This window comes from Streptomyces sp. (assembly GCF_036524955.1).
Classification (GTDB): domain Bacteria; phylum Actinomycetota; class Actinomycetes; order Streptomycetales; family Streptomycetaceae; genus Actinacidiphila.
Map to the genome: position 1 here is coordinate 1 of NZ_DATDBG010000232.1, position 4656 is coordinate 4656.

The 4656-nt window shown below is 70.8% G+C and carries 3 protein-coding genes; 2 read left to right on the forward strand and 1 reads right to left on the reverse strand.

What is annotated here, in order from left to right:
• A partial coding sequence (locus VIW71_RS18560) for a cysteine/serine endopeptidase inhibitor (protein ID WP_331623463.1) occupies nucleotides 1–586 on the reverse strand: 586 nt, incomplete at its 3' end.
• A gap of 851 nt (nucleotides 587–1437) precedes the next feature.
• Here VIW71_RS18560 and VIW71_RS18565 point away from each other — a divergent pair.
• Nucleotides 1438–3900: a hypothetical protein gene (locus VIW71_RS18565; protein ID WP_331623464.1), complete on the forward strand. Its 2463-nt coding sequence runs from the start codon at nucleotides 1438–1440 to the stop codon at nucleotides 3898–3900.
• A 392-nt stretch (nucleotides 3901–4292) separates the two neighbouring features.
• The coding region (locus tag VIW71_RS18570; RefSeq protein WP_331623465.1) for a hypothetical protein at nucleotides 4293–4656 on the forward strand (364 nt) is incomplete at its 3' end.

Sequence of the window (4656 nt, forward strand, 5' to 3'; positions counted from 1 at the left end):
GTCCCGCCTGACGAGCCTGCTCCAGCACCGAAGGCGACCTCCAGGTCTCGATATACGGAGCCGCGTACCGGGCCGGGAAACCCGAACCCGAACCGACCGGCCCACCCGCCTCCGGCACCACACTCACACCAGAAGAAGAAGACGGGAGAGCGATGCCCTTGCCGTCGTCGGTGACGAACTTCCAGGTGATTCCCTTGACGAGGCCCCTTTCCAAGGGGGCGAGTTTCTCGAATGCGGTCTGGCTCAGGTCGATGTGGCCGGCGGCGCAGGAGGGACACATGTCCTTGACGGGCACGGTGATCGTTTTGCCGCTGTATGTCACCTGCACGGAAACGCCTTGGCACAGCCGGTCCTGGTTGGGGTTGGCGGACGTCCACCACTCGTGGGATACGGCGACGAGGTCCTGGGTGGCCGCGTTGACGACGGTCCCGCACGCGCCGTACCCGCTGTCGTTGTAATACGTCATCTGGCCGGAGAGTTCCTGGGTACTGATCGCGTTGTCAGCCAGTGCCAAGGACACACCCCCCAAGGCGACGGCCACGAGGGCGACGACACCGCCCGCGGTGATCCGATTCCGGATGGACACGCTCTCTCCTGGTCGGTCTCATGTGTCATGGAGTGGTTCTCGGTTCGGAACCCGGAGGTCGGCGGAAGGACCGCACGGGCCCGCGCGACGAGCCTGGGGTGGGTACAGGACGGACGCCACGTCGGGCCGATCATGGGAGAAGAGGAACGGACATGGCAGCGAACCGTGGGCTGTCTGCCCGGCGAGCCACACACTCCGCCTTTTCGGTCACGCCATGGGCGCCGCCAGGGGGCAGCGCGCGCCGTGGCACATGGCCGAGGCGCCTGGTGCGGGAAAGACGCCGTCGACACTCCTTATGACGCAGGAGGTTCGTCGCTGTGAAACGGCCTGCCGCCACTGTGCTCATCGCGGGCGGCGGACGTCATGTCATCTCGTGCATGGGCCACCGTACAAAAGGGCAGTGTGCGACCGGTCGTCTTGCGGGCCTTCGTGTGACTCTGCTGCGATGGAGACGCCGGGTGCTGCCTCTCCCCCGGGAAGCTCATACGGGACGGCGGGTACGGCGATCAGCAGGGGAAGCGCATGAGCGAGACCCCTGACGGGCTCGCCGGATCGAAGCAGCCTGGCGGAGATCGCCTGCGATGGGCCGGTGTGGGGATGACCTGGGCGGCTGGAGAGAATCCGAAAGGTGACAGGCGTACCACTGTGTCGGGCGACAACCTGTGAGCCGATGGACTACCGGCCTCGGTCCCTTGCGGACGTTCGCCGCCAGACTCGGACGGGGGGCCAAAACGGGCGGGTCGGCCGAGTCCGGGCCCGTCTACCTGTTCTCGTCCGACGTCGGCGAGTCGAAGCGGCTCGCAGCGACGGCCGATGCTCTGAGTAAAGGAGAGCGAAACCAGGCGACCCTGGTGGTCGCCGCGAGCGTCGGACAGTCCAGGGGCCTGTGGAAGCAACTCGCGCGGGTGCTGGACGAATGCCGAGGGTCCGGGGTCACCGAGGTGCGGCTGATGTGGGTAGGCGGAGGAGTCGACCTGCTGGGCCGGCCCTCTCCGGCGAGGCGGATCGCCGACGACTGGCAGATGGAGGTCATCGCGCCCGCCGGTCCCGTCGTCGTCGCTCCGGGCGGGTCTATGTTCGCTCCGCCTGAACCCGGCGGCCTCGGTGGCTGGTGGCGATTCACCCCCGGCCTCAGCCCCCGGCCCCTGGGGCTGAGGCATCCGGTGCCGAGTTGGGAGGACGCGGCGGCACACGTGACACCCGACGCCATCGGGGGCCACGTGGTTGAGCCCGTGCCCGCGGGCCTGTTGATCCGCCCAGCGGAACCGCTGTCCGATGCCGCACGAGCCGTCGGCGCCTCGGTTCCCGTGGACGAGCATCGGCTCGCCGTCGTGGTGGGTGCTCCCGCTGCGCGCCCGGTCCCCGCCCAGGCGCTGGCTGAGTTGCTGGGACTGCTGCCCCTACGGGCCCGTGCCGCCGTCCGCCTCATTCCCGGAGACGGGCGTGACCTGCTGACTACCTGCCAGGAGACCGCCGATCTGCTCAGCACCGAGGTGGAAGTCGTGAGCGGTGTCCCCGTCCTGCTGGAGAGAGCGGGCGGCACCGGGACCGAATCGGCCGTGGTGCTGTTCGGAGCGGACGGCGAACCGTCGTGGCGGCCCTATGCGGAAGTCGTCGCCTGCGTCCCGGCGCAAGGCCGGCGTGCTCCGGCACCGCGTCTTGTCCAGTGGCGGCCACCCGTCGCCGGGCTGGCCGTCACCCCTGAGAACGGAGTGATGCTGCTGGACGCCATATGGCAGGTCTCGGTCACTCGTGCGGGGCTGTGGGTGGGGCCCCGCGGCGCCGTGCGGCCCGAGACGTCCGGGTGGGCAGTAACTCCCGAGACGATGCTGGTCGATGTCGGCGTGCCGGGGCAGCGACTGGACGACGGGCTGTGGCCTGTACTCGACACGCTCGTGGAGGGGCTGGAGCCGTCCGTGTCGGGGCGGACGACCCTCCATGTACTCGGGAGCTGTGGTGCGCGGGGAAGGCGCATGCTGCGAAACCTCACCCGACGACGGGGACTTTCCCTGGAATACAGCGAGGACGCGCTGGCCGGCCGTGAATCGGAGGGCCCGGGAGCGGAGGTTCCCGAGCCAGCGCAGGGGCGTACCGCGGATCCGGCCACGCCTAACGGGGACGCTCCCGGCACGGCTCCCTGGAACGCCTCGCCGATGCGTGTACGGATCCGGCGGGCGGCTGCTCCGCCCTCGCCGGTACTGGACAGCCCGGCCGCCCCCGCCCCGTCCGCGGCGAAGGCCCCGGTGCCGCCGGGCTTCGCCGAGGCATTGACCGCGAGCCGTTCGGTGCGGGGTACGGGTAGCCGTTCCGTGCCGGCTTCCTGGGATGCCTCGCACACGGCGCCGGTCGAAGGTCCGGTCAGCGTCTCCGTCCCCGGTGCCGCGGAGAGCACGGCTGCCGCACCGGTACCACCGGTGTCGGCTGCACCACCACCGCCGTCGCCCGCACCCGCACCCGCACCCGCACCGGCCCAGGGGGCCGCCCCGGAACACGTGCCCGCACCCACCACCCCAGTACGCCGGACCGCCCTCCCGGTTCGCGTCACCCCGCTGCACCGGAGCAGCCCTTCCGATCGGCAGACGCTCCGAGCACTGGCCGGTGAGCAGTGGTGGCAGCACCAGGCCACGGTCACCCGTGCGCTGACGATGATGCCGGGTCTGCGCATGCAAGACCCGGACGAGGATGTGCACGCGGATCTGATCGCGGTGCGCTGTTTCGTCGCACGTGACGACGGCCCCCTGAGCTGGACGTGGCTGGAGCGGCAACTGGCGGCCGGGTCGGGCGACGCGTTCTCCTACTTGACCTGTTTGGCATCCGGTCTGAGACGGCTTCCCTCGCACCGAGGGGTCGTCGTGCGCGACGCGGGAGTCCTCCCGCCGGAGGCGAGGACGCTGTCACCCGGGAGAGAACTGTGCGAGGCGGGTCCGGTCGCCACGTTCACACTGGATGGGGCGCCTCCGTCTGCAGCCGACCGGTACCTCATCTGGTCGGCTACCGGCCGGCGCGTGGGCAGCCTGTTCGCTTCGCCTCCCGCGGCGGGGAACGGCGAGGAGATCGTCTTCGGTCCCGGTACCCGCTTCAGGGTGCTCCGGACGCAAGGTCAGCCCGGAGCTGTGTCGGTGCTGTTGCGCGAGGTGGCCGACGGCGCCCCGGCTGCCCGTTCGGGCGAGCCCGACGCGCAGGACAGGGCCGCCCTGGAAGCACTGCTGCAGGCAGTGGGCCGGGCCCCTGCGGCCGACGCCGTCGCATCGTGGTCGCCCCGGCTCACCGGACAGCTGGTTGAGCGGCTCGTGGACGGAGGCGGCAGTGGCTGATCACGCCGACCGGCTCCGCCATGCCGCTCAGAAACCCCACCGCAGAGGAGTAGGACATGTCCGCTGAGCGCACGACGCCGAGGCGTGGCGCGCCGCCGCAAGTCAACGAGCAGTTGAGGATACGGCGGGCTGTCGCCCTGCCTGCCTTCCCTTTCGCCCCTGCCTTCGCCCCTACCGCCCCCGGGGACCAGGAGCCGCAGCAGACGGCCCCTGAGGGCGCGGCGGCGACCGGGTCCCGGGGTGCCGCAGCGCTCCACTCGGGGGAACGACCGCAGCCCGACCGGCTGGAGAGGCGCGGTCGGCAAAGGTCGGCCGCATCGGAGTCCGCCGGAGGGGGCGGGACGGCGGAGGTCGTTGTGCCTCCCGGCAGCGCCAAGCCCAGTCAACGGCCGATGCTGGCTGCCGCTGCGGTCGCAGGAGCGGTCCTGGTCGGCTTGCCATTGGCGCTGAGCCACAACGACAACGACAACGAGATTGACTACGAGGCCGCCGGCCTGGAGTCCGTCTCGCCACGGACGCTTGGCCCGAGCTTCACTCTCGACGTTCCGGCACGTCAGTCCGACCAGGGGGCCGGCAGCCGCATCACCCAACCCGACAGCACCGCGGAGACCCCTTCCTCCTCGTCATCTGCTTCGGCGGCTCCCACCCTTCGCGTCTCCCCTCCGAAGTCCTTCCAGGGCCCCGGCATACGCGCCCCCCACCCGGAGACCGCGACCGTGCCCCGTTCCCGGTCGCTTGCTCCGGCAGCGGTCGCCG